Source organism: Parascardovia denticolens DSM 10105 = JCM 12538 (genome assembly GCF_001042675.1).
Classification (GTDB): Bacteria; Actinomycetota; Actinomycetes; order Actinomycetales; family Bifidobacteriaceae; genus Scardovia; species Scardovia denticolens.
This window is the reverse complement of record NZ_AP012333.1, coordinates 1,169,819-1,194,875: the sequence shown is the minus strand read 5'-3', so window position 1 is coordinate 1,194,875 and position 25,057 is coordinate 1,169,819. Positions and strand designations below refer to the sequence as shown.

The 25,057-nt window shown below is 58.6% G+C and carries 17 protein-coding genes and 1 tRNA gene; 12 read left to right on the top strand and 6 right to left on the bottom strand.

Annotation, left to right across the window (positions count from 1 at the left end; genetic code table 11):
• The first annotated feature begins 66 nt into the window (after positions 1 to 66).
• The 4 genes from PSDT_RS05005 to PSDT_RS04990 all read left to right on the top strand — a co-directional run bounded on the left by PSDT_RS05005 (position 67) and on the right by PSDT_RS04990 (position 5,198).
• Positions 67 to 1,380, top strand: a complete 1,314-nt coding sequence (locus PSDT_RS05005) for an ABC transporter substrate-binding protein (protein ID WP_006290324.1) — start codon at positions 67 to 69, stop codon at positions 1,378 to 1,380.
• A gap of 133 nt (positions 1,381 to 1,513) precedes the next feature.
• Complete coding sequence (locus PSDT_RS05000) at positions 1,514 to 2,692, top strand: carbohydrate ABC transporter permease (RefSeq protein WP_006290325.1); 1,179 nt, start codon at positions 1,514 to 1,516, stop codon at positions 2,690 to 2,692.
• Entirely contained in the window at positions 2,689 to 3,636 is a 948-nt protein-coding gene (locus tag PSDT_RS04995; protein WP_006289033.1) for a carbohydrate ABC transporter permease, read from the top strand. Before PSDT_RS05000 ends, PSDT_RS04995 begins: the two co-directional genes overlap by 4 nt.
• A 155-nt stretch (positions 3,637 to 3,791) precedes the next feature.
• Complete coding sequence (locus PSDT_RS04990; protein WP_006289034.1) at positions 3,792 to 5,198, top strand: GH1 family beta-glucosidase; 1,407 nt, start codon at positions 3,792 to 3,794, stop codon at positions 5,196 to 5,198.
• A gap of 237 nt (positions 5,199 to 5,435) precedes the next feature.
• Here the strand turns inward: PSDT_RS04990 and glnA are convergent, their stop codons facing one another.
• The 4 genes from glnA to PSDT_RS04970 form a co-directional block, all read right to left on the bottom strand.
• A complete protein-coding gene (gene glnA / locus PSDT_RS04985) occupies positions 5,436 to 6,872 on the bottom strand; it encodes a type I glutamate--ammonia ligase (RefSeq protein ID WP_006289035.1) in 1,437 nt (478 codons plus the stop codon).
• Between the two features lie 196 nt (positions 6,873 to 7,068).
• Positions 7,069 to 7,878 (bottom strand): DUF4191 domain-containing protein, encoded by an 810-nt coding sequence (locus PSDT_RS04980; RefSeq protein ID WP_006289036.1) that lies wholly within the window; start codon positions 7,876 to 7,878, stop codon positions 7,069 to 7,071.
• Between the two features lie 110 nt (positions 7,879 to 7,988).
• Positions 7,989 to 9,509, bottom strand: a complete 1,521-nt coding sequence (locus tag PSDT_RS04975) for an FAD-dependent oxidoreductase (RefSeq protein ID WP_006289037.1) — start codon at positions 9,507 to 9,509, stop codon at positions 7,989 to 7,991.
• 3 nt (positions 9,510 to 9,512) lie between these two features.
• Positions 9,513 to 10,184 (bottom strand): DUF3043 domain-containing protein, encoded by a 672-nt coding sequence (locus PSDT_RS04970; RefSeq protein WP_006289038.1) that lies wholly within the window; start codon positions 10,182 to 10,184, stop codon positions 9,513 to 9,515.
• 251 nt (positions 10,185 to 10,435) lie between these two features.
• Here PSDT_RS04970 and PSDT_RS04965 point away from each other — a divergent pair, with 251 nt between their 5' ends.
• A complete protein-coding gene (locus PSDT_RS04965) occupies positions 10,436 to 11,086 on the top strand; it encodes an ECF transporter S component (RefSeq protein WP_006289039.1) in 651 nt (216 codons plus the stop codon).
• A gap of 13 nt (positions 11,087 to 11,099) precedes the next feature.
• The gene (locus tag PSDT_RS04960; protein ID WP_006289040.1) at positions 11,100 to 13,577 is read left to right on the top strand and encodes an ATP-binding cassette domain-containing protein; all 2,478 of its coding nucleotides are present in this window, start codon (positions 11,100 to 11,102) and stop codon (positions 13,575 to 13,577) included.
• 53 nt (positions 13,578 to 13,630) lie between these two features.
• Here PSDT_RS04960 and PSDT_RS04955 read toward each other — a convergent pair whose 3' ends face one another.
• Both PSDT_RS04955 and PSDT_RS04950 read right to left on the bottom strand, forming a co-directional pair.
• Positions 13,631 to 14,824, bottom strand: coding sequence for an SLC13 family permease (locus PSDT_RS04955; protein WP_006289041.1), 1,194 nt, complete (start codon positions 14,822 to 14,824; stop codon positions 13,631 to 13,633).
• 59 nt (positions 14,825 to 14,883) lie between these two features.
• A tRNA-Arg gene (locus tag PSDT_RS04950) sits at positions 14,884 to 14,957 on the bottom strand.
• Positions 14,958 to 15,052: 95 nt separating this feature from the next.
• Here PSDT_RS04950 and PSDT_RS04945 point away from each other — a divergent pair.
• The 6 genes from PSDT_RS04945 (at position 15,053) to eno (ending at position 24,917) form a co-directional block, all read left to right on the top strand.
• Positions 15,053 to 16,576 (top strand): alpha/beta fold hydrolase, encoded by a 1,524-nt coding sequence (locus tag PSDT_RS04945; RefSeq protein ID WP_006289042.1) that lies wholly within the window; start codon positions 15,053 to 15,055, stop codon positions 16,574 to 16,576.
• A gap of 27 nt (positions 16,577 to 16,603) precedes the next feature.
• Entirely contained in the window at positions 16,604 to 17,689 is a 1,086-nt protein-coding gene (gene ychF, locus PSDT_RS04940; protein ID WP_006290329.1) for a redox-regulated ATPase YchF, read from the top strand.
• 32 nt (positions 17,690 to 17,721) lie between these two features.
• Entirely contained in the window at positions 17,722 to 18,888 is a 1,167-nt protein-coding gene (locus tag PSDT_RS04935) for a glycosyltransferase family 4 protein (protein ID WP_006289044.1), read from the top strand.
• Between the two features lie 395 nt (positions 18,889 to 19,283).
• Complete coding sequence (pth, locus tag PSDT_RS04925) at positions 19,284 to 19,883, top strand: aminoacyl-tRNA hydrolase (protein WP_006289045.1); 600 nt, start codon at positions 19,284 to 19,286, stop codon at positions 19,881 to 19,883.
• 44 nt (positions 19,884 to 19,927) lie between these two features.
• A complete protein-coding gene (gene mfd, locus PSDT_RS04920) occupies positions 19,928 to 23,548 on the top strand; it encodes a transcription-repair coupling factor (RefSeq protein WP_006289046.1) in 3,621 nt (1,206 codons plus the stop codon).
• A gap of 73 nt (positions 23,549 to 23,621) precedes the next feature.
• On the top strand, positions 23,622 to 24,917 hold the full coding sequence (gene eno, locus PSDT_RS04915) for a phosphopyruvate hydratase (RefSeq protein ID WP_006289047.1): 1,296 nt from the start codon (positions 23,622 to 23,624) through the stop codon (positions 24,915 to 24,917).
• The last annotated feature ends 140 nt before the right edge of the window (positions 24,918 to 25,057 follow it).

Genomic DNA, 25,057 nt, shown 5'->3' with positions numbered 1-25,057 from the left:
AAGATATTAAGGACATTGTTGTTCTTAATTCCATAATGTACGCAGTAGTGCATTTAAGGAGGATGAATGAAAAAGAGTATTAAGACCTTCCTGGCAGCAGGCTTAGCTCTCGCCACCATGGCCGGTCTCACCGCCTGTGGTTCCGATTCAAATAGCGGGGCTGCGACGACTTCGAATGGGAAGACCATTATTAAGATCCAGACTTTCAATAACTTCGGATATGGAAAGTCCTCCAATGAGCGTCCAGGAGCAAACCTCTGGGCTCAATATGAAAAGGAGCATCCCAATGTCAAAATTGAGGAAACGGTTGCATCGGGATCTGATGACGCCCGTTCCGCCTTCAACACGGCTATTTCGTCTGGGGCCAACGCCTATGACATCTATGCAGTGGATATAGCTTGGATGCCATCCATCTTATCCATGCCTAACAAGTTCATGGATTTGGGTAAGTATCTGAAGAAGAATGATTGGTTGGACTGGAAGGTTCAGGGAGCCAAGACCAGCGATGGCAGGACTATTGGTGCCGGCAACGACATCGGTCCTACAGCTGTTTGCTATCGATCGGATTTGTTCAAGAAGGCAGGATTGCCTACTGACAGAGCTGAGGTTGCAAAGATGCTTGGCGGAGATTCCGCCACCTGGGAGCAATATTTCAAGGTTGGCCGCCAGTACACCCAAAAGACTGGTCTGCCTTGGTATGACGCGATGGGCGGTCTTTGGGGCGTCATGAAAAGCCAGCTGAAAGAGGCGTATGTAAAGAAGGATGGAACCATCGTCGCTACCGGATCCACCATTAAGAAGGATTTTGATGAATTGACAGCCACGACAGACATGTCCGCCCACTTGAGCCAATGGTCTGATGATTGGAACGCTCAGTTCAAGTCCGACAAGGGGTTCGCTACCATCATGTGCCCCGCTTGGCTGGTCAATAACATCAAAGGCAACTCTGGCTCGGACTTCAAAGGTTGGGATGTCGCCGACGTCACCCCTGGAGGTGGCTCCAACCAGGGTGGTTCTTGGCTGGTTGTCCCTGAAACTTCAAAAGTCAAGGATGAGGCGGCGAAACTGGTCGCTTGGTTGACGGCGCCGAAGCAACAAGTCGCCACTTTCAAAGCAGCTTCGAATTATCCAAGTTCCCCTACAGCCATGAAGGATCCTGCTGTGACCAATAAAATCGACAGTTTTCTCAATAACGCTCCGACTGGCAAGATTTTCGCCAACAGAGCGAAGGCGGTGAAAATCGTTCCTTATACCGGTGCTCAGTACTTCGATATCGATTCGAAGTTTGGTGACGCACTTAACCGGGTGGATGTATCCAAAGAGCAAAAACCCGAACAAGCCTGGAAACAGTACGTGGCGGATGTCAAGGCTCTTTCTTGACGTCCTCTACCTGACATCAAGAGGCTGACACGTGTAGCGGACCTTTGCAAAAGGGCTTGCTGCTGGTTTCGGTGAAATCAACGGCGGGGATGGGATTCTTGTTCCCGCCGCACCTCTTGAAGAAGGATTATCAATGATGCCAATCCAAAAATCAGACTCAAGCGAAGTGAACCGAGGGGGAGCGGGAAGGACCTGGCGTACCAGGCTGGGTCAGTTCGAATGGAAAGCCTCTCCTTACCTTTACATCTCACCTTTCTTCATTCTTTTCGCCATTGTAGGACTATTCCCGCTTCTCTACACGATGTGGATTGCTACACGCCAATTCAATACCCTGACCGGCGATTCTGGAGCCGCCATATGCGGAGCGACTTGTGGAACCGCTACGGGATCATGGTATGGAAATTTCCAGTGGGTTCTCCATCAGCAGACCTTCTACATAGCCTTACGCAATTCTTTCTCCATCTTCTTGCTCAGTTCCGTTCCCCAAATCATGATCGCCTTGTGGCTGGCGTGGGTTTTGGATGCCAATCTGAGGGCCAAGACATTCTGGCGTATGGGGGTGCTTTTACCCTATGTGGTCGCCCCGTCGGCCGCAGGCATCATCTTTTCGCAGATTTTCTCGGATAAGATGGGCGCCATCAATGTGCTTTTGCAGCAGATGGGCCTGCACGCCATCATGTGGCATGATAGCACGATTTGGTCACACATAGCTATAGCCACGATAGTGAATTGGCGCTTCATCGGTTACAACACTTTGATCATCTTGGCTGCCATGCAGGCGATTCCACATGACGTCATCGAAGCTGCTGTGGTCGATGGAGCTGGCAAGTGGAAAATCTTCCGTTCGGTGACTTTGCCCATGCTACGGCCGACTTTGATTTTCGTCATCATCACATCCACTATCGGTGGCCTGCAGATTTTCGATGAACCTCAGCTATTTCATAATGCAGCGAGCGCTGGTGGCGGTTCCAACAATCAATATCTGACAGTCAGCCTTTACCTTTATAAGCTCGGTTTTGTCAGTGTGACTCCCGGACAGCCTAATTTGGGTCGCGCTGCCGCCGTTGCGTGGCTTCTGTTCCTGATCATCATCTTCTTCGCCATCCTGAATTACAGCTTGACGCGGAAGGTTGCCGCAGGCGGTCATCCAAAGCGATCTAAGGAAGCTGATCGTCTCCTTTCCCTGAGGGAGGAAGAAGAACGACAGCGGGCTCTTCGCTCTGGGTACAACGCCCGTCTGGCTTCAGGTATAGATCAAGCAGAAAGGCTTCCAGCAGAAGAACGATCTGCAAGGAGGGGGATGATTAAATGACCAAGGAAACGAAAAAGATCTACGATCAGGCTATGGGAACTCCCGTCCTGGAACAGGTCTACGGCAAAAAAACGGCTCATGCTATTGGGAAACACCGTAAGAGCCATCTGGGAATGACTTCAGAAGGACGCAAACCAGGATGGGGGAGTTATGCGATTCTTATCGTCACTCTCATCATCTTCGTTTTTCCGCTTTATTATGCGTTCTCCATAGCATCCCAGGACAGCCCCAGCAATCAGTATGGAGTGAGGGCTTTGGTCCCAGGGTCTTCTCTGTTGAGGAACCTAGGGCGTGCCTTCGGAGAGCTCAAATTCTGGCAAGCTTTGGGAGGTACTTTGACCGTGGCTGTTCTGGTCTCTATCTCTACTGTTTTCTTTAGCACTTTGGCGGGGTACTCCTTCGCCAAGCTTCGCTTCCGCGGGCGTAATGCGCTTTTGACCTTGGTAGTGGCCACAATGACCATTCCTCAGCAGCTCAGTGTTGTCCCCTTGTACATTATGGCCAATAAAGCTGGCCTTTATGGCAGTCTCTGGGCAGTGATCATTCCTGGACTCGTCAGCGCTTTCGGGGTTTTCTGGATGACTCAGTACATCACCGACGCCTTACCGTACGAATTGATCGAGGCCGCCCGCGTAGATGGTTGTTCCATGTTTCGCACCTTCATCTCAGTTGGAATGCCAGCAGCCCGACCAGCAGCTTCCATGCTCTTCCTCTTCACCTTCATTGGGCAGTGGACTAACTACTTCTGGCCTATGTTGGTGTTGGGATCGAACAAGAACTATATGCTGACTACTGCTGCGGCGGCCTTGAAAGGCGCGTATTTCACAGACTATACCATTGTCATGTCGGGCGTGATTCTCACCACCGCCCCTCTGCTCCTCATCTTCTTCTTGGCGGGCAAACAGCTGGTGGTGGGCATTATGGCTGGAGCCGTGAAAGGATGAAATCATCAATCTTATCTTTTTGAATCTCAAACCAACCTATCTCAAGTAATTTCTTATTCATCAATACGGATGGCTTCATGAGGAGGCATCCGTCTCCATGACCCTGTGCGCCCGAAACGTCAGGACAATGGGGGTACGAAAGGATGAGTGCGCTTATGACTATCGGGTTCCCGCAGAATTTCATTTGGGGCACGGCAACAGCCGCATATCAGGTAGAAGGAGCCATCCATGAAGGTGGACGGACGGATTCCATATGGGATGTTTTTTGCCGAAAGGAGGGGGTGATTCATGACCATTCGTCGGGCCAAATCGCTTGCGACATGTATCACCGATATCCGCAAGACGTTGGGATCATGAAAGAGTTGGGGGTCGATGCATACCGTTTCTCCATCTCATGGAACCGGATCATCCCTCAGCTAGGTGGACCTGTCAATCAGGAAGGCGTCGACTATTATCATCGGCTGCTTGACTCTTTGCTACAGGCTGAAATCCGACCTGTAGCAACTCTCTATCACTGGGATCTGCCTCAATACTTGCAGGATAGGGGAGGGTGGATCAACCGGGACACCGCTTTGCGGTTCGCGGATTATGCCCAGACATTGGCTCAATCACTAGGGGACCGGGTCGATACGTGGACCACGTTGAATGAACCATGGTGCTCTGCATACTTGGGGTATGGAAGCGGGGAACATGCTCCTGGAATCAGAGACTATGCACAGACCTTGTCCGCTGCCCATCATCTCAACCTTGCTCATGGTTTGGCCGTTCAAGCTTTACGATCTGTATTAGGGGAAAAAGCTCGGGTATCGGTCACTTTGAACTTGACCGCAAGTGTTGCAGAGAGCGCTGCACCAGAGGACGTGGCCGCCAAGCGTCGCGTTGACTTATTGGCGAATGAAATTTGGCTGGGACCTATGCTGGATGGCTCCTATGATCCGGAACTATTGGAAGTGACTTCGGATTATTCCGGCTGGTCTTTCTTGAAGGATGGAGACGAAGAGATCATCCATCAGCCGCTTGATGTACTGGGAGTTAATTATTATTCTTCCTCCCATGTGCGCGGAGTCACCGATCCTGATGAAATCGCAAGTAGAAAGGCTTCCCATAGCTCTCCTATGCCTGCTCAGGAAATCGTCGATTCTTTACCTCCCAAAGGTCCTCTGACAGCTATGGGATGGAATCAAGAACCGCGATGCTTGACTGATCTTCTCCTGGAGCTGAGTCGCCGATATCCTGAGTTGGATCTTATGGTGACGGAGAACGGATCCGCTTGGGATGACCAAGTGAGCCTTGATTCCCAAGCGCCCGGTGGAAAGATCATCCATGACCCCCAGCGCGTCGCTTATTTGGATGCGCATGTGAAAGCCCTGAAGAAGGCCATAGAAGGAGGCGCCCATCTGACGGGCTATTTCGTCTGGTCATTGCTGGATAACTTCGAATGGGCCTATGGCTATCAGAAACGATTCGGCATCATCGGCGTCGATTTTTCCACCCAGGAGCGTATATGGAAGGATTCCGCATACTGGTATCAGCGCATTATCCGAGAAGGATTGGATTCGTAGGATATGGTGGTCTCCTCTAGCGGAAGGGGTAAGCCAGCGGAAAGCGATTAACGATAGGAGAAAGGATTATTTCCGCTTTCCCCTCCTCCTACTCGTCGACTCTTTTAGGCGTCTCTTTTGTGGATATGCGTGGAGGGCGGCGTTATGAACCAACGCCGCCCTCCACGCATTATCATCTTCGTATCAATGGACTTGAATATATTTCTAGAAGTCCTGAATCAGGCGGATTCGATCAGATCAGATATGGAAGTAAAGCTCATACTCCAAAGGAGTGGGAGACAGACGCTGCATATCGATCTCTTCGCGCTTGATGTCGATCCAGGTCTGAATCAGATCATCGGTGAAGACGTCGCCTTCGCCCAGGAAGTCGTGATCCTCTTCCAAAGCGCGCAGGGCCTCCTCCAAAGAGGAAGGAACCTGCTTGACCTTGTCATGCTCCTCGGGAGGAAGCTCATACAGGTCCTTGTCGATGGGAGCGGGAGGCTCGATGTGGTTGACGATGCCATCCAGTCCGGCCATGAGCTGGGCGGAGAAGGCCAGGAAGGGGTTGCAGGATGGATCGGGGGCGCGGAACTCGATGCGCTTGGCGGCAGGAGCGGTTCCGGCCAAAGGAATGCGGATGGCGGCGGAACGGTTGCGGGCCGAATAGACCAGGTTGACCGGGGCCTCGTAGCCGGGAACCAGGCGCTTGTAGGAGTTGAGGGAGGGGTTGGTGAAGGCGAGCACGGAAGAAGAATGCTTGATCAGGCCGCCGATGTACCAACGGGCGATGTCGGACAGGCCGCCGTAACCGCTCTCGGAGTAGAAGAGCGGGACGCCGTCCTTCCACAGGGACTGATGGCAGTGCATGCCGGTGCCGTTGTCTCCAGCCAAGGGCTTGGGCATGAAGGTGGCGGCCTTGCCGGCCTGGAAGGCGGTCTCATGGACCACGTACTTGTACTTCATCAGGTCATCGCCGGCGTGGGTGAGGGAGTTGAAGCGGTAGTTGATCTCCTGCTGGCCGGCCGCCCCGACCTCGTGGTGGGACCGTTCGAGGATGAGGCCTACCTTCTGCAGGTTGGCCACCATGTCGTCGCGCAGGTCCTGGGAATGATCGATCGGGGGGACGGGGAAGTAGCCGCCCTTGACGCGGTTCTTGAAACCGACGTTGGGGGCGCCGTCCTCTTCGTACTCTTCTCCGCTGTTCCACGGGGCCTCCACGGAATCGATCTCGTAGAAGGAACGACGCATGGAGTTCTCGAAACGCACCTTGTCGAAGATGAAGAACTCGGCTTCCGGGGCGAAGGAGGCGGTATCCGCGATGCCGGTGGAACGCAGGTAGGCTTCGGCCTTCTGCGCCACCTGACGGGGGTCGCGGGAATAAGGCTCATCAGTGATGGGGTCCACGATGGAGAAGGCCATATTGAGGGTCTTGTGCTTGCGGAAGGGGTCCAGGTAGGAGGTCTGAACATCGGGGATCAGCTTCATATCGGACTGGTTGATGGCTTGGAAACCCTTGACACTGGAGCCGTCGAAAGGCATGCCGTCAGTGAAGGCGTCCTTGAGGAACTCGCTGGCGGGGACGGTGAAGTGTTGCTGCACGCCGATCAGGTCGGTGAAGCGAACGGAAACGTATTCCACGTTTTCCTGCTGGATAAGGGCTTCGACATCCTCTTTGGTCTTAATTTCGGTCACGAGACCGCTCCTTTCGCTATGCTATGGGGCATGGCGTTTTGTATCACTGGGACGTCCCCCAGTCTAGTTCAGGGGGTTCATATAGGGCATGGAAAAACGCCCGGGAAACTGGAAGAATCCTTGGAATTCTTGGGCTTGCGGGCGTTGATGTCTCATTATCCGAAATCCGGTGAATAAATCTTCGCTTTCCCTGGTTTTACTTGCCCCGCATGGCCCTGCGGGAGACGCGCTGCATGCGGTAGGGGTCGACCCCCTTAGGGATGGGCAGGCCGGACTTGGTCTGCAGGGTGCGCAGGCGATCGTTGACCTGTTCCAGCTCTTCCATGGTGAACTTGATTTTGTGGCGTTTGCGCAAGGCCTTGCGCAGCTTGGTCAGAGGGGTCTGACCGGCGCCCCTGCCCACGCAGATGCGGTAGATGGGGATGTCGGAGCCGGGGGTCACGTGGTGGATCTTCTGGGCTTCCTTATCCATGGCCTTGTTGATGGCGTCCAAAGGGCCTTCGCCCACCAGGTAGACCCCGTAAACGGACGTTCCGCGCCAGATGGCGTTCTTGGTGCGGGGATCCACCCAGACGGGCTGCTGGGTGAACTTGATGACCCGGCTGGAGAAGCGGCCTTCGTTGATGCTTTCGAGCACGGCCCCGGTGGCGCCGGGTTGCCCTTCCAGACGTCGGTAGCCGGCCGCCTCGCTTCGGTTGGTCAAGACCATGGTCATGACCAGGATTCCCAGCATGATGGCCAGGACGACATTGAAAATCCATCCGACGACGCCGTTATGGAAGACGAAGCCCAAGGCGACCACGATCAGGGCGGGAATCACGAAGGCGCCGACCAGCCACCAGGTGATGGAAGGGTCTTCCTTCTTAGTGAAGCGGTAGATCATGGCCACTTGCTTGAAGATGTTGCGGCGGGCGGGCTTCGAATCCTTCTTCTTGCTCTGGTTGGAGCCGGCCGCGGGCTTCGCGGAACCGGCTTGGCGTTGATTGCGTGGCTTGATGTCGGCCATGGTACCTCTTGTCTGTTTGTATATTCGTCGATGGTTCGATTGGTGAATTCGTCAAAGACTAACTGGAACCAAGTTTAATGGGGCCCGGGGAAGTAAGGAAGCGGATGGTGCTACCGCAGATGCAGGGGACGTCCGTCGGCTTTGAGCAGGGCCTCGCCCAGGGATTCGCTGATCGTAGGGTGAGGGTGGATGAGGCTGGCCGCCAGATGGAGGGGGATGCGGTTGGCGATGATCTGTTGGGCTTCGGCGATCATTTCGCTGGTCCGGGGGCCGGCTATGTGGGCTCCCAGAAGATAAACCGTGTCGGCTCCCTGGCCGCCTTTCCTCGCGGTCAGCTTTCCCGTGACCAGGGTGAGGTTGCCGGAGGCTTGTTCCATGAGGACCCGGGAGTTGGAGAGCAGGGGGATGGCGGTCTCCTGGACGTCGAAGAACTCTTCGGGCCGGGCCATCCCTTCATCTTTCGTATAGCCGACGGATGCGTATTCGATTTCCGAATAGACCACCTGGGGGACGGAATGTTCGTCCACCGGCCGGGGAGGCCGGGAGAGGAGACCGCGGTCGAAAGCGATCGATTCGGCGACGGCGATTCCCTGTCCGAAAGCGCGGTGGGCCAGTTGATGGCCCGCCCGGATGTCGCCCACGGCCCAGATGTTGCCTTGATCGGTCCGTCCATAAGGGTCGGTGAGCACGAATCCGTGGGGGTCCAGATGGACCTGGGTCAAATCCAGGCCGGGGAGGTCGGTTCGGGGGGCTCGGCCGACCGCCACCAAAAGGCGGTCGACGGTCAACGACTGTTCGTGCGAGGGGTCGTCGGACGGTCCGTCCGCCTGGCCTTGGGACCGACTGTCGGACTGTCCGTAAGACAAATCAAGACGGGAATCAGGCAGGAGGACCGCTTGAGTCACCTGGGCGCGAGGGATGAAACGGATGCCGCTTCGGGCCAGACCCCGCATGACGGCCAGGGCGGTCCGCTTGTCCCCGTGGGAGAGCGGCCGGTCCTTGCGCAGGAAGACGGTCACCTCGGATCCCAGGGAACTCCAATAGGTGGCGAACTCCAAAGCGATGGCCCCCGAGCCGACGATGGCCACGCGGCCAGGGATCGATTCTTCGGCCAAGGCCATATCCGAGTCCAGAATCGGTCCGCCGAAGGGGAGCCAGGGGAGTTCCACAGGCTGGGACCCCAGGGCCAGAACAATCTGGTCGGCCTCGATGCGCCGGTCCTTCACCCCGACGGTATGAGGTCCCAGAAGATGAGCCGTCCCCTGGATTCGGGCGATTTTCCTGGCTTTGACCAGTCTCTCCAAACCGGAGACCATGGAGGAGACGAGGGAGCGCTTCCGTTCGTGCAAGGCCGCCGTATCAAGGCTGATGGACGAAGGGTCCACCGCGATTCCCCAGAAATCCGCCTGGGTCATGTTCCGTCTGGCATGCGCCGCCGTCAAAAGGGCTTTCGTGGGGATGCAGCCCCGGTTCAGGCAGGTGCCGCCCAGATGGGGGTCCTTCTCCACCAGGGCGACTTTCAGGCCGAGCTCCGCCGCCCGTAAAGCGGTGGAATAACCACCGGGGCCGGACCCGATGACGGCCAGCTCGTAATCATAGGTCCTTGTGGAAGCGGCCTTGACAGGGGTCATGTCTCACAGGCCTTTCTTCACGTTCTTCTGACGCCACTGGGCGTAATCAGCCCGCTTCTTCAGGCGGGGGATGGGCAGCCGCCACCGACGGATGTTCATGGCCCGCTGGCTGGCGTACATGCCGGACCTCATCCGCTTATCCACGGAAGAGGCTCCGAAGCGGTCGACCAACTGTTTTTTCAGGTCATGCCACAGGACGAAGAGGTCGATGACGGCCACCACCATGTAGACGTACATCGCGGCCATGAGCCACATGGCCGCGATGGGCAGGGTGACCATCACGATCATGGAGATGATGAGGATGACCAGCATGGCGGGCAGGAAGTATTCGGCTATATTGAAGCGGGAATCCACGTAATCCCGGATGTAGACGCGGACCGGGATGCGCTCGGCCGCGGGCATATGGGTCAAGTCCCCGCTTTTCATGGCCGCGTATTCGGCGTCCTGGCGCTTCCTGCGGCGGAGCTTCTCCGCCTTGCGGCTGGCTTTGCGGTCTTTGGGGACCAAAGGATGATAGTTCTGGGATTCCGCTTCGCTCCGCTTCGGAGTCGGCCCTTTCTTGCGGCCGGGGGAGGGGTCCGTCGTCTTACGGGGCTCGGCCTGGGCGGGTTCGCCGGCCTGCTCGTTTTCCTTATCGTCTTTCTTGAAGAAGCTCTTCACTGAATTCCAATCCATGAGGCCTTACCATACCGTCAAGGCCAGATAAGACAAGCCTTCCCCCGGCCTTTCCCGAGCCTTCCCCGGCCAGGCCCTCTCACTTCTTTTGTCAGCCGAAAGTGGCATCATGGATGCTGACACGGGTGCTGTCTGACCGAATCGGCCGGGCGGCTGAGATAACCGATTGAACGTTACCGGGCAATGCCGGCGCACGGACCGTCATCTTCTCCCCGTGCTTTTCGAGTAATCATTACATAGAAAGGCACATCATGAACTCGAACACCCCTTCTCCCGCATCATTCCCGAACCATTCCCCCCGGCGCTCCTTGCGCTGGAGGGTGGTCGACATCATCGTCGCCTCCGTCATCGGGGTCGTCTCCGCTTTCGTCTTCTGGGCCGGCGCCTGGATTTATGAAGCGCTCAAGCCTGGCTTCGCTTTCATCCCGGGACTGATCGGCCTGGTTAACGGGATCTTCCTTTTCGCCGGCCCCTTGGCCGCCATCATCGTGCGTAAGCCGGGAGCCGCCCTCTACGCGGAGATGGTCGCCGCCCTTTTGGAATCCCTCCTGGGGAATTCCTGGGGAGGGGCCGAAACCATCGTCTCCGGCCTGATCCAAGGCCTGGGGGCGGAGATCGTCTTCCTGATCCTCTTCTACCGGGTTTGGACTTGGTGGTCGACGACCTTGTCCGGCCTCGTCTCCGGCCTCTTCTGCTTCGTCGGCTACGTGATTTTGGGCTATCAACAGGGCAATTCTTTGGCCAAGAACTTGGTGGAATGCGTGAGCACGGTCGTCTCCGGGGCCATTGTGGCCGGCTTGCTCATGTGGTTCCTCTATAAAGCCATAGCCAAGACAGGCGCTTTGGACCGTTTCGCTTCCGGCCGCCTGGTCCGTCAGGCCGACGCCGCTCAGACGAAGTGAAGGCGGGACCGGCTTGTCATCCCCATCTTCCTCATCCTCCTCGGCTTCCTGCCCGGAGGAGCCGGTCTCGACGGTCTCGATCGATCTGCACGATTGGGGCTACCATCACCCCCTGCGTTCCGACTGGGCTTTGCGCCACCTCTCCCTCCATATAGACGCCGGGCAACGGGTCCTCCTGCTCGGCGCTTCGGGAGTGGGTAAATCCACCCTTCTACAGGCTATGGCCGGGTTGCTGGGAGCCGCTGAGGCCGGTCAGGAAGACGAGGAGGGGGGGCTGAGCGAAGGCGCCCTCCTGGTCGGCGGGAAGCCGGCCGGGCAGGCCATAGGCTCTTCCGGTCTGCTCATGCAGGACCCCCAGGCGCAGACGATTTTCGAACGTCTGGCTGATAACGTGGCCTTCGGGCCGGAGAATCTGGGGTTGAGCCGGCCTGATATCACCAGCCGGGTGAAGGAATGCCTGGGCCAGGTCGGTTTGGAAGACTTGCAATGGCACCGTTCCACCGCCCACTTGTCCGGCGGCCAAGCCCAGAGACTGGCCTTGGCCGGGGTTTTGGCCATGCGGCCGGGTCTGCTGCTTTTGGACGAGCCGACCTCCATGATCGACCCACCCGGGTCCGGGGACTTGGTGGAAGCGGTAAGCCAGGTGATGGAGCGGACCCATCCGACCATGGTTTTGGTGGAGCATAAGGCGGACCTCTGGCTTCCTCTGATCGACCGGGTGATTGTTTTGGCCCCGGGCCCTGATGAGCGGGACCCGTCCTCATCCCGGGTCACCAGGGTCGTGGCCGATGGCAGTCCGGAGCAGGTTTTCAAAGGCCAGGCCGACCTTGTGGAATCCTTGGGCTTATGGATACCTCGCCTTTACCGGAGTTCGTCCAGTTCTGCATCCGACCATCCAGCTGACCTCCAGGTCGATCGGACGGCCCATCAATCGCAGGCGGAAGGAAGGACGGCAAGCAGCCGACCCCTTTTATCCGTCAGAAACCTGGCCGTCGGCCATACCGACGAACCCATAGCCCGGGGTATCACCATGGATTTTTACCCTGGCCAGATCACCGCTTTGGTGGGGCGCAACGGTTCGGGGAAATCCACTCTGGCCTTGACTTTGGCCGGGCTCCTACAGCCGCGATCCGGTCGCGTGACCGCGGGGGAGGACCTGCGGGGGCGGAAGGACTCGGTGCGACCACAGGACTGGTCTTCCCCGGCTTTGGCCGGTCGCATCCAATACGTTTTCCAGAATCCAGAGTATCAATTCGTCACGGCCTCCGTCCTCTCCGAACTGGTCCAATCTTTACGGACGGCTGATGGCCGGCCCGGGCGGTCGGGCAAAGACCCCAGTGAGTCGGAGATTCGTCAAGCCCGCGATTTGATGGATACCTACCGTTTGGATGGATTGGAAGAAGCGAATCCTTACACCCTTTCCGGTGGGCAAAAGCGCAGGTTGACGGTGGCTTCGGCCTTGGCCGCCAGCCCTCGCGTCCTCATCTTGGATGAGCCGACTTTCGGACAGGACCGGGCTGCTTGGCTCTCTTTGGTCTCCACGATCCGGCGTCTGGCCATGGAAGGCCTCTGTCTGATCGTGGTCACCCATGACGAGGATTTCCTCAAGGCGGTGGGGGCCAGGATCGTGCGTTTCGAAGAAGAGACCGATTCCGGCAGGGGGGAGATGCAAATCAAGGTCAGCCCGGACTCGCAACGGAAGGAGGATAAGAAACAGTCGAGCCCTTCGGCCCTGATCTCCTCCCTCAATCCCGGTTTCCGTTTGCTGGGGGCCATCATCCTCTGCCTGATCATGGTCATCAGCCTTGACCTTGTTTCAGCGACAGTTGCATGCGTTTTATCTATAGGTGGACTCCTTCTATGCGGTTATCGCTGGTCTCAGATCATGAAGAAATCCTGGATCATTTGGTTGGGATCCTTGGCGTCCGCCATCTCCGTCGCCCTCTACGGGCAGGCTTCCGGCCGGGTCTTCCTTCACTGGGGGATTATGGAAGTCTCCCAAGGCTCGCTCCTCCTGGCGGCCGCCACTTCTTTACGCATCATCGCCATGGGGGTCCCCGCTTTTTGCCTGGTCATCGGCATCGAACCGACCGACCTGGCCGACTCCTTCTCCCAATGCTTCCATATGCCCGACCGCTTCGTTTACGGCGGGTTGGCCGGCATGCGCCTCTTCTCCCTCCTCCAGGATGATTGGGCTTCCCTGTCCATGTCCCGGCGGTCACGAGGGGTCCAAAGCCGTTCGAAAGTGGGGGATTTCCTCTCTCAATCCTTCGCTTTGCTAGTTTTGTCCATCCGCCGTTCGTCGAACCTCGCCACGGCCATGCAGGCCCGAGGCTTTGGGGGGCCTCGCGAACGCACGCATTGGCGGGAGAGCAGGGGATTGCTCAAAGACGGGCTTTACCTGCTCATCTGCATCCTCATCCCCGCCATCGCTCTGATGGCCGCAGCTTGGGCCGGAACCTTCCGCTTCCTGGGGCATACGGCCGCCTGATAGTTGTAGGTCATAAGCGAAGAAGAAAAGAGAAATGGGGGAAATCGGAAATCTCAGACAAGCAGATGGGCCAGGCCCAGCAGGATGGCCAGGAAAACCACGTTCATGACCGTATAGACGCCCAGGTAATTCCGCTTTTTCTCCGGGTATCGGGCGGTCACGGCCTTGAAGGAGACCAAGGAGGCCATGGAGGCGATCAGAGTGCCCATGCCGCCCAGGTTCGTGCCCACGATGAGGGCATGCCAGTTATTGGAGAAGCTGGCCAGAAGCAGGGTGGTCGGGACGTTGGAGATGAGCTGGCTGGATCCGACGGCCACATCCAAGGGATCAATCTGCACCAGATTGGCCGCCAAAGTATAGAATTCGGGGACGCGGCGCATGTTGCCGATGAAGATGAAGAAGGCCACGAAGGTCAGGGGCAGACCCCAATCCACATGTTTGAAGGCCCGACGGTCGGTGAGGAAGAAAACGCCGAAGCAGACGGCGATCATGGCCCACAAGGGGATGATGCCGCTGACGGCCAGGAGGCAGACGATGAAAAGGGCGATGTAGACGTAGAGCCGCCAGCCGCCGTAGCCGGCGCCGTAGCCGGTGATGCGGATTTCGTCAGGCTGTTCCTTTTCGATCTCCGGGGCCAGGATGTGACGTTCGATGGTGTCGGAATCCAGGCCTTCGAAGCCGGGGATCTGCTTGTCGGAGAAGAAGATGAAGGTGGCGATGATGAGCAGGATGGCGGCCATGCCGGAGTAGGGGATCATGATGAGCAGGAACTGGCCGATGGGCATCTCCGTCTTCGCGGCCAGATACAGGTTGTGGGCGTTACCCACCGGGGTGAGCATGGAACCCAGGTTGGCTCCCAGGGTCATGAGGGTGACGGTGATGACCGTCTTGTCTTCCATATGGGCCATGATGAGCACGGCGATGGCGAAGGGGACGAAGGTGACCAGAGCCACATCATTGGTGATGAGCATGGAAGAGAAGAAGGTCAGGCCGATGAAGATGAGGACCAGGAAACGCGGGGTGCGGGCGTGGGAGAGCATTTTGGCGCCGATGATGCGGAAGACGCCGATGCGCTGCATCCCCGCGACCACCAGCATGAGGCAGATCAGCTGGCCGATGGTGTGGGTATGGATATAGCCGAGATATTCCTTATCGGGGTGGACGATGAAGCAGGAAACGATAGCAAGGATGCTGGCGATGACGAGAATGGTTTCCCGCTTGAGAGTCTGAATGACCCAGCGACGCATGGACATCTCCCCATAGAAGGTATGGTAATTTCGCATGCCAGGGCATCCCTGGCGACTCGTGGCCCCAATGAGATTCGAACTCACGACCTTGAAATTAGAAGTTTCCTGCTCTATCCAGCTGAGCTACGGGGCCTTGGCGCTTGGCGCGCCTCCCACCATACTAACAAGATTCGTCACCAAAACGGGGATGGCTTGTTTTCGTGGGAGTCCAGCCTCTATACTGTTGCCATGACCCTTTTGGATTCCTACTACCTACCTGGCCTTCATGTGGAAGACCACTCCCTGTCCGTCCCCCTGGATTGGTCCCGGGCCGATTCGCCCCGCTTCGACCCGGATCTGAAGGATGAGGTCACGGCAGGGCTTTACCAGTCTTATCGGAAATGCCGGTCTTTGCTCCCAGCGGAAAGGGGAAGCCAGACCGGGGAGGAGGATGGGGACATCCGCCTTTTCTACCGGCTGGTGACCCGGGCCGATCAGATGGGTCGGGATCTTCCCCTACTGGTCTTCCTGCAAGGCGGCCCCGGGGGAGCGGGACCTCGGCCGATGAGCTTGGAATCCATCCCTTGGCTGGAAGAGGCCAGCAAACACTACAGGATCGTTCTGCCCGACCAAAGGGGGACGGGCCGGTCCACCCATGTGGACTCCCATCGGATGGCCGTCTTCGCCGATGATCCGCGCGCGGGCGCCGACTACCTCCACCACTTCCTGGCCGACTCCATCATCAGGGATTTCGAATATCTTCGCCGCACCGAATTCCGCGGAGCCAAGTGGACCACCTTGGGCCAGTCCTATGGCGGATTCCTGACCATGACCTATCTGTCCCTTTATCCGCAAGCCTTGGCCGCCTCCTTCGTGACCGGCGGGGTCATGCACATCCCCGGCAATGCCCACGAATTGTATGAGCATACGGTTCCCCGGATGCTGGCCAAGAGCCAGCAGTTCTACCAGCGGTACCCGGGGGACAAAGACCGCCTTGCCGCCATCGCCGACTATGTGGCGACCCACGAAGTGACCTTGCCCAACGGAGACCCCCTCACCGTCCGCCGTCTGCAGATGATGGGCGGCGATTTCGGCATGAAGCCCAGCTTCGAACGCATGCATTGGACCTTGGATTCCGCCTTCGCTTCGGCTGATGGCAGTCTGTCTGCCAAAAAGTCCGGCCAGGCTCCCAACAAGGAAATCACTCTGACCGACGGATTCCTCCAGGAAGTCATGGATCTGACCTCCACCTACGGCAATCCTTTGTATTGGACCTTACAGGAGTTCATCTACGCCAACGAAGACTGCGGTCCCATCGACTGGGCCGCTCATGACGTGATCGAGCACAGTCCTGAATTCGCCGTCGATCACCGGCCCTTGGTCTTGATCGGGGAGGCGGCCCTGCCGGAGATGTTCCGTGAGGACAGCTCTCTCAAGCCTTTCCACGCTTTTGTGGAGGAGATGATGACCGATACCCGGTGGGGGAAGATCTACGACCCCGACCAATTGGCCCACAACCAGGTCCCGGTGCAATGTGTCGTCTATTTTGACGACATGTATGTGGATTCTACCCTGCAACTGGATACCCTCAGCCGTCTGTCCCATTCCCACGCCTGGGTGACCAACCAGTACGAACATGACGGGGTCCGCTCCGGCGACGTCTTCGTCCACCTTTACCAGGAGGCCCTTCGACGCGGGGATTTGGACCACAATTTTCAGGAAACCGTGGCCGCGCGGAATTCCTTCGAATCCCGGCGAAAGCGGGAAGGCTAGTCATAGCTTCTTTCTACACTGGGACTCATGTCTTTGACCATTGGAATCGTTGGTTTGCCGAACGTTGGCAAGTCCACTCTTTTTAACGCTTTGACCAGGAACAACGTGTTGGCGGAGAACTACCCCTTCGCCACCATCGAGCCCAATACGGGCATCGTCCCCCTGCCCGACAGCCGTTTGGCCGTTCTGGCCAAGCTGGTCGGCACTGAGAAGATCGTGCCCGCCACCGTCACCTTCGTGGATATCGCCGGCATCGTCAAGGGGGCTTCCGAAGGCGAAGGTCTGGGCAACCAGTTCCTGGCCAACATTCGCGAGGCCGACGCCATCTGCGAAGTCGCCCGCGTCTTCCAGGACGATGACATCGTGCATGTGAACGGGAAGGTCGATCCCGATTCCGACATCGATACCATCAATACCGAGCTGATCCTGGCTGACCTGCAGACCGTGGAGAAGGCCATTCCCCGGTTGGAGAAGGATCTGCGCGGCCGCAAGATCAAGCAGACCTATTTCGACGCCGTCAAACAGGCGCAGCAGATCCTAGAAGCCGGCGAAACCATCGACCAAGCCGCTTCCGAAGGCAAGATCGATAAGGACGCGGTCTATGATCTTCATCTTTTGACGGCCAAGCCCTTCATCTACGTTTTCAACATGGACGACGACGAACTGACCGATGAGGACCTCAAGCGGAAACTGGCCGCCCAGGTGGCGCCGGCCAAGTCCATCTTCCTCAACGCCCAGTTCGAGGCCGACCTGACCGAGCTGGACGAGGCCGATGCCCGGGAGATGCTGGCGGACGCCGGTCTGAAGGAATCCGGGCTGGACCAGTTGGCCAGGGTTGGGTTCGACACCCTGGGCCTGCAGACCTTTCTGACCGCGGGAGTCAAGGAAGTGCGGGCCTGGACCATTCATAAGGGATGGACCGCCCCTCAGGCCGCCGGGGTCATCCACACCGACTTCGAGCGCGGCTTCATCAAGGCCGAGGTCGTTTCTTACGATGACCTGGTCGCGGCCGGCTCCTACACCAAGGTGAAGGAGGAAGGCAAGATGCGGCTGGAAGGCAAAGACTACGTGATGCGGGATGGCGACGTGGTCGAATTCAAGTTCAACGTCTGAGTGACGCCCCTGACGATGGTTGAGTGGTCCTCATGCGCATAGGTTTCGTTTTCGATGATTCCCTGGACGCCCCCGACGGCGTCCAGCAATACATCATGACCGTCGGCCGGGAACTGGTTCGTCGGGGCCATCAGGTGGTTTACCTGGTGGGAGAGACCGCGACCCACCCGGTGGACGGGATCGTCCCCTTCTCGCGGAACGTGGCTGTGCGCTTCAACGGGAACATCATGCGCATCCCCTTGCCCACTTCCCGGGAGAAGATCCGCCAGACCTTGCGCCACTATGATTTCGACGTCCTCCATGTGCAGGCCCCCTACAGCCCTTTCATGGCCGGACGGGTCATCGACCAGGCGAAGAAGGTCTCTCCCCGAACCCGGATCGTGGCAACTTACCATATAGCCCCCTATTCCGGCCTGGCCATGGCCGGGGGGAAGATTCTGGGCTGGCTCAACGCTTCCAGCCGGCGGAAGATCGACCAGATCATCGCCGTTTCCACGGTGGCCGCCGACTACGCCCGCCAGGCCGAAGGGGTCGCCCAGGCGACCGTCATCCCCAACCCGGTGGACTGCCTGGCCGTCCGCCAGCGCTTGGAGGAAGAAGGGGAGCGGGACCCCGACCGGCCTTTCGACCAGGTCCACCACCGCAACCATGTGGTCTTCCTGGGTCGTTTCGTTGAGCGGAAAGGGGCCGTCCTCCTGTTGGGCGCCCTCGAATACGCCCAGGCCCATCCCGACCAGGTGTCTTTCCCCGACGACATCCACGTTTCCTTCGCCGGCAAAGGGCCCTTGCTTGAGGAAAGCAAGAAGCGGGCGGCGGCTTTGAAGATTCCCACGGATTTTCTTGGCTTCATCGACGAGGAGGAGAAAGCCCCTTATCTGGCTTCGGCTGACGTGGCCGTTTTCCCCAGTAAGGCGGCTGAGTCCTTCGGCATCGTCCTCATCGAGGCCATGGCCGCAGGCAGCGGGGTGATCCTGGCCGGGGATAATCCGGGTTATCATTCCACCATGCTGGGCAATGAGGAGATCCTCTTCGACGTGACGTCGCCGGACCGGGCCTACAAGCTGGCCATGCTCATAGCCAAGGCCCTCAATGACGACGTTTGGGCCCGAAAGATCCATTCCTGGCAGGAGAAACTGATCACCCGGTACGATGTAAGGACGGTGGTCGACCAGTTGGAAGCCGTTTATCGGCCGCGATAGTGATGGATGCAATGAATACAATGAAATGGCTGCGATGCCTGTGATGTCTGAAATGGATGCAAGGGATGAAAATGACTGCAAGCGCTGAAAAGAAAAGGGCCCGGCGGGTTGGGCCGGGCTTATGAAGAGAAGGAGAGAGAAGAAAGGTTTCAATTATCAAGGGGTAAAAACTCTTGACCAGCTCTTAATTGAACCGGTATCTATCATTGAAGACGTCTTTCCTGAATGTTTGTTCGGCGTTTTCCTGAAAATAAGCTGGGAAAATGACCGAACGGCCCCTTCCTCCCGCTGGGCTTCCTTCTTCTGAGGGTCGGGATGGGACTTACGGCGAGGTTTTAGGGCCGGTTCGTTAAGATGAGGTGCGGAAAAATTCGAGTCGGAAAGCATAGGCGGATATGGCGGATTTCTGGTTGATCGTCGGTTTGGGCAACCCCGGCAAAAAATACGAAGGCACCCGGCACAACATGGGTTTCATGTGCGCCGACCTCCTTTCCCAGCGGTGGTCGGTCTCCCTGAGCGACCATAAAGGGCTGGCCCTGTCCGGCAAAGGGATCATGAGCCTGTCCGGCCGGACGGTCAAGTTCTTCCTTGCCAAGCCGATGACTTTCATGAACGATTCCGGGACCGCCGTCGCTTCCCTGTGCTCTTACTACGGCATCGGGGCGGACCACGTCGTGGTCATCCATGATGACATGGACTTGGACTTCGGCCGGATCAAGGTGAAGCAAGGGGGCTCGGCCGGAGGTCATAACGGCATCAAATCCATCGACCGGTCCTTGGGGACACAGGACTATTATCGGGTCCGCCTGGGCATCGGCCATGCGCAAAGGGGAGCCGCCGCCCATGACAAGACCATCGATTGGGTATTGGGCGGTTTCAAAGGATCCCAAAAGTCGGAATTGGACGATTTCCTGACCGATGGGGCGGATGCGGCGGAGACCATCATCTTCGAAGGGATAGATAAGGCCCAGACCCGCTACAATTCGCGGAAATAAGACCGGGGAAACAAGGACCGGATGAATAGGATGAGACGGCAGACATGACTGATACGAAAAGCGCGACGAGGAAGGCGGACGCAGGCGGGCAAGGCGCCGCGCCTGAAATCAAGCTGGACGGCTCCCTTTCCTCCTTCCTTCCGGGTCTGAGGGAGGATCCGGCTTTCGCCGATCTGGTTAATGACGGCAGGGGGGTGTCCTTGGTGGGAGCCCCTTTGGGCATTCGTCCCGCCCTGGCGGCGGCGACGGGGGAGGGTCGGCCGGTGGTCATGGTCGTCCCCTCCGGCAGGGACGCCGAAGACATGGTGGGCTCCATCCGCTCCTGGTATAGGGGGAACCCGGCCGACGTGGACATGATTCCCGCTTGGGAGACCCTTCCCCACGAACGTCTTTCCCCCCGGGCGGACACGGTGGCCCAACGCATGTCCGTCTTCCACCGCCTGGCCCATCCGGTGGAAGGGTCCGACCTTTTCGGGCCTTTGAAGATCGTGGTGGTCCCGGTCCGCTCCCTCATCCAGCCAGTCGTCCGGGGAATCCAGGACATGGAACCGGTGGTCTTCCAAGTGGGTCAGGAGATGGACCTGTCCCAGGCCGCGGACCGGCTTGTGGAGAACGCCTACACCTGCGCCGACCTGGTCATGGACAGGGGGGAGTTCGCCCTGCGCGGCGGCATCCTCGACATCTTCCCCCCGACGGCCCCGCACCCGGTCCGCATTGACTTCTTCGGGGACGAGATCGACAGCATCAAGCCTTTCCACGCTTCCGACCAAAGGAGTTTCGGCCAGGGCCAGGAACGGATTTGGGCCCCGGCCTGCCGGGAGATTCCCCTCAACCAGAAGGTCCGTAGGAGGGCGGCGGCCTTGGTCGGCTCCATTCCCAACGCCGATGACATGCTGGAATCCATTTCCCAGGGGATCCCTGTGGAAGGGATGGAATCGCTGATTCCGGCCTTGATCGATGACGTCATGCCGGTTTATTCCCTCTTCGACCCTCGGGCCGTCATCATGTTCTGCGATATGGAAAGGCTCCGCCGGGGGGCCGATGACCTGACCAAGACGGCCAATGAATTCCTGGCCGCATCCTGGCACGTGGCGGCGAGCGGTCACGGCGCGGGCGCGCCCATCAGCTTCGACAAGTCCAACTTCCTTGATTTCTCCGAGGTGCACCGGTCTTTGGAATTGACGCACCCGGCCACCTGGGACTTGTCGAGCTTGGGCGTGGACCCTTCCGCGGATGGGCACGCCCGGCTCGCGGCAGTGCCTCCGGATGAGTACCGGGGCGATGAATCCAAAGCCACTTCAGGCATCCAGGCACTGCGCGAGCGCGGCTTCGCCGTCGCCGTGACCGCCGCCGCACGGGGGACCCTGTCCCGCCTGCGGCGAGTCATCTCCTCGACCGGCGTGTCCGGGGTCGATTTTCGCCTGTCCCTCGCTTCCGACGGATTCATCGACGACAAGGCCCATCTGGCCCTCCTGACGGAAAGGGACATCACCGGCCATTCGTCCGTGGCCGCCCAGGCCAAAACCCCCAAACGCAGGCGCAAGGCCATCGACCTGGTCGAGCTGAAGAAGGGCGACTTCGTCGTCCATGAGCAGCATGGCATCGGCCGTTTCGTGGAGATGGTCCGTCGTCCCGTCCGTCCCGTCAATACCAGGATCAGGGGTCTGGCCCCCTCCTCTCGGGGCGCTGCCGGCCATGACCCTTCCGACCAGGCCTTCCGCGAGTATCTGGTCATCGAATACGCCCCTTCCAAACGGGGGGCTCCGCCTGACCGCCTTTACATCCCCACCGATCAGTTGGATCAGGTGAGCAAATACATAGGCGCGGAAGAACCCAAACTCAACAAGCTGGGCGGCTCCGACTGGTCCCAGACCAAGGCCAAGGCCCGGAAAAAGGTCAAGGAGATCGCCCAGGACCTGGTCAAGCTTTACGCCGCCCGGCAACGGACCCAGGGCTTCGCCTTCAGCCCCGACACCCCCTGGCAGCGCGAGCTGGAAGAGGCCTTCCCCTACCAGGAGACCCCCGATCAACTGACCACCATCGACGAGGTCAAGGCGGACATGGAGAAACCCATCCCCATGGACCGGCTCATTTGCGGGGACGTGGGCTTCGGCAAGACCGAGATCGCCGTCCGGGCTGCCTTCAAGGCCATCCAGGACTCCAAACAGGTGGCCGTTTTGGTGCCGACCACTCTTCTGGCCCAGCAGCATTTCGAGACTTTCACCGACCGGTACGAGGGTTTTCCGGTCACGGTCAAGATGATGTCCCGCTTCCAATCGGCGGCGGAGAACAAGGAGACCATCGAAGGATTGCGGGACGGGTCCGTGGACCTGGTCATCGGCACCCATAAACTGCTCAATCCCCAGATCAAATTCAAAGACCTGGGACTGGTCATCATCGATGAGGAACAGCGTTTCGGGGTGGAACACAAAGAGACCCTGAAAGCCTTGCGCACCAATGTGGACGTGCTCAGCCTGTCCGCCACCCCCATTCCCCGGACCCTGGAGATGGCCGTCACCGGAATCCGCGAGATGTCCACCCTGGATACTCCTCCGGAGGACCGCCTGCCCGTGCTCACCTATGTGGGGGCCTACGAAGACACCCAAGTGGTGGCCGCCATCCGCCGCGAGCTTCTGCGTGGGGGCCAGGTCTTCTTCGTCCACAACCGGGTGCAGGACATCTCCAAGGTGGCCGCCCACATCAAGGACCTGGTGCCGGAGGCCAAGATCGGCATGGCCCACGGCAAGATGGGGGAGAAGCAACTGGACAACATCATCCATGATTTCTGGCATCGTGACATCGACGTCCTGGTCTGCACCACCATCGTGGAAACCGGGCTGGATATCTCCAACGCCAACACCCTCATCGTGGACCGGGCCGACCGGTTCGGCCTCTCCCAGCTGCATCAGCTTAGGGGCCGGGTCGGGCGAGGATGGGAAAGGGCTTACGCCTACTTCCTCTACGATCCGGCCAAGCCCATGACCCAGACCGCCCATGACCGCCTGTCCACCATCGCCCAAAACACGGCCTTGGGGGCCGGCTATGACGTGGCCATGAAGGATTTGGAGATCCGCGGGACCGGCAACCTCTTGGGAGGGGAGCAGTCCGGCCACATCGAAGGAGTCGGCTTCGACCTTTATGTGCGGATGGTCTCCGACGCCGTCCAGGACTACAAGGAGTCGGAGCGGACCGACGCCGTGGCCACCACGGTCGACCTGCCGGTGGAGGCCTCCATCCCGCCGTCCTACATCGATTCCGACAAACTCCGCCTGGAGGTCTACCGCAAGGTGGCCGCCGCCCAAGGGGAGGAGGACTTCCAGGAGATCCGGGACGAGCTGACCGACCGTTATGGCAAACCTCCGCAGGCCTTGGACCTGCTTTTCGCCGTCGCCCGGCTGCGCTCGCGGGCCAAGGCCATGGGGATCACGGATCTGATCGCCCAAGGCAGGAACATCCGCGTGGTCGGCCCGGATCCGCAGGAATCCGTCCTGATGCGTTTGAAGCGGATCTACAAGACGGTCCAGTACCGCCCGGTCACCCATACCCTCATCATCCCCACCTCTTTCCAAGGCTCTTTCGACTCCGACCCCATGGATTCGAAGCAGGTCCTGGAATGGACGGATCTCCTCCTGGACGACCTCACCTGGAGGGGTAAAAAAGCCTGATTCCCATCTGGGGAATCGTCCATTAAATCAGGTAGTCTGGTAGTGTTCACACAATGACAAATAAGGAGTAATTGTGGCAATTATTGAAAGCATTTACGCTCGCGAAATCCTTGATTCCCGCGGCAACCCGACCGTGGAAGTCCTGCTGGAAACCGATGACGGCGCCTTGGGCCACGGCCTGGTTCCTTCCGGCGCTTCCACCGGCGAAGCCGAGGCTTGGGAGCGTCGCGATGGCGACAAGTCCCGTTATCAGGGCAAGGGCACCCTCAATGCCGTCAAGGCCGTCAACGAAGAGATCGCTCCTAAGGTCATCGGCATGGACGCCACCGACCAGCGCGCTCTGGATGAGACCATGATCGAGCTCGACGGCACTCCCAACAAGGGTCGCTTGGGCGCCAACGCCATCCTGGGCGTTTCCTTGGCCGCCCTCTACGCTTCCGCCGAGTCCGCCGACCTGCCTCTTTACCGTTACATCGGCGGCACCAACGGCCACATCCTGCCCGTTCCCAACATGAACATCATGAACGGCGGCGCCCACGCTGATTTCGCCACCGACATCCAGGAATACATGATTTCCCCCTACGGCTTCGATTCTTATCATGAGGCCCTGCGCGCCGGCGTCGAAGTCTACCACACTTTGAAGAACGTCCTCAAGAAGGATGACCTGGCCACCGGTCTGGGTGATGAAGGCGGTTTCGCTCCTAAGATGAAGTCCAACGAGGACTCCCTCAAGTACATCATGGACGCCATCTCCGCAGCCGGCTATGAGCCTGGCCGTCAAATCGGCATCTCCCTGGATGTGGCCTCCTCCGAGTTCTACAACAAGGAGACCGGCAAGTATCGTTTCGACGGTAAAGAGCGCGACGCCGCTTACATGCTGGATTATTACGAGAACCTGATCAACGAGTACCCCATCGTCTCCATCGAGGATCCTTTCCAGGAAGAAGGCTGGGATGACTGGGCCGCCATCACCAAGAAGCTGGGCGATCGCCTCCAGTTCGTGGGCGATGACCTCCTGGTGACCAACCCCGCTCGTCTGGCGAAGGGCATCGAGCTCGGCGCCGCCAACTCCCTCCTGGTCAAGCTGAACCAGATAGGCACCGTGACCGAGACCTTGGACGCCATTGAGCTGGCCACCGCCAACGGTTATACCTCCATGGTCTCCCACCGTTCCGGCGAGACCCCGGACACCACCATCTCCGATCTGGCCGTCGCCAAGAACACCCGTCAAATCAAGACTGGCGCCCCAGCCCGTGGCGAGCGCATCGCCAAGTACAACCGCTTGCTCGAGATCGAGGAAGAGCTGGGCTCCACCGCTCAGTACGCCGGCTACAGCGCTTTCAAGGCCTGCAAGAAGTACGTCAAGTAGTTTCCTGCTTCGGCTTCCGCGGTCTGTTGACCGCCTGAGCCGCTGGGGCTGATCTCAGGCCCGGATTCCGACAAAGCATGAATTCTGCAAAGAATCCTCGCCCGCCATCCTTTCTTTCAAGGGTGGCGGGTATTTTTGTA